The sequence below is a fragment of the Alteromonas sp. CyTr2 genome (assembly GCF_947311905.1).
GTDB classification, from domain to species: Bacteria; Pseudomonadota; Gammaproteobacteria; order Enterobacterales; family Alteromonadaceae; genus Alteromonas; species Alteromonas macleodii.
Genome location: NZ_CAMZMZ010000083.1, coordinates 1 through 1,322, shown reverse-complemented (window position 1 = coordinate 1,322; position 1,322 = coordinate 1). Strand labels below are relative to the sequence as shown.

General features: G+C 43.3%; 1 protein-coding gene. It reads left to right on the top strand.

What is annotated here, in order from left to right:
- The first annotated feature begins 380 nt into the window (after nt 1–380).
- The gene (locus tag QME20_RS19640; protein ID WP_014948360.1) at nt 381–1,103 is read left to right on the top strand and encodes a YebC/PmpR family DNA-binding transcriptional regulator; all 723 of its coding nucleotides are present in this window, start codon (nt 381–383) and stop codon (nt 1,101–1,103) included.
- Nucleotides 1,104–1,322: the final 219 nt, after the last annotated feature.

Sequence of the window (1,322 nt, the reverse complement as noted above, 5' to 3'; positions counted from 1 at the left end):
CTCCATAGTCGACGGGGCCTGGACCGCAGGCACATGGAATTAAATTCGTGGGGATCCCTCAGGGTCAGAGTACATTTTGACCTCATTAAAAATGTGAAAGCTACCAACCTACACCCTTTCTAGGGGCGTTCACATTGGTATTACACGAAAATTAAGGTAGAATTTCGCCCAAATTTTTTATGTCGCTTAGCCTACCGTTATTTTGGGCAGTGTTTCGCTTGGCAATTTTTAGCACCGTCGCGTTCGACCATTTATTGAAACGTCGAGTTCGGTAATGCTACCAAGTAAGGCAGAGCGATGCGCCTGATGAACGGTCAGGCAACAGGTAGCCCGATAAAACCCAACGCAGCATTTCAAATTGCGAGAAAGAGAATTTTAAGATGGGAAGAGCATTCGAAGTTCGTAAAAACGCCATGGCAAAAACTGCCGGCCAAAAAACTAAAGTTTATTCTAAATACGGTAAAGAAATTTACGTATGTGCGAAAAATGGTGGTGCCGATCCGGACACCAACCTTTCACTTCGCCGCCTAATGGAAAAGGCGAAGAAAGACCAAGTACCAAGCCACGTTATTGAAAAAGCGATTGATAAAGCCGCTGGTGGTGCTGGCGAAGACTTCCAGCCTATGCGTTATGAAGGTTTTGGCCCAGGTAACTGCATGGTCATTGTTGACTGCTTGTCTGACAATGCAAACCGCACCATCACTGAAGTACGTAACTGCTTTACTAAAACCAACGCGAAACTTGGTGCACAGGGTGCGGTATCGCATATGTTCGATCACCAAGCGGTATTCCAGTTTGAAGGTGACGACGAAGACGCTATCCTAGAAGTGCTAATGGAAGCCGACGTAGACGTAACTGATGTTGAAGTTGAAGACGGTAAAGTTACAGTTTACGCGCCACACACTGAATTCTATCAAGTAAAAACAGCGCTAACTGAAGCCTACCCAGACATTAGCTTTATTGCAGAAGAAATGAGCTGGATGCCTCAGACCGAAACTGAGATAAGCGAAGAAGACATGCCGATGTTTGAAAAATTCATGGACATGCTTAACGACTGTGATGACGTGCAAGACGTTTACCACAACGCGATTACGCCTAACTAAGTGTTCACAGTAATTAAGTTGTTTAAAATATAAAAGAAGCCCGAAATTTTGGGCTTCTAAAAAACTTTGGAAATAAATAAGCTTTTTAGCTGACATTAGTTTCATAACAACTAATTGCTCCTTGTTCATCAAGCAACAATAATGACGTGGTCAACCAAAATCACACAACCCAGTTAAGCCGCTTTTTGTAAGTTAGCCATGTCAGCCTCATATTGATTT

Bases quoted from the DNA above. Each gene is read 5' to 3' on its own strand.
- QME20_RS19640 (WP_014948360.1), top strand. From the start codon at position 381: ATGGGAAGAGCATTCGAAGTTCGTAAAAACGCCATGGCAAAAACTGCC.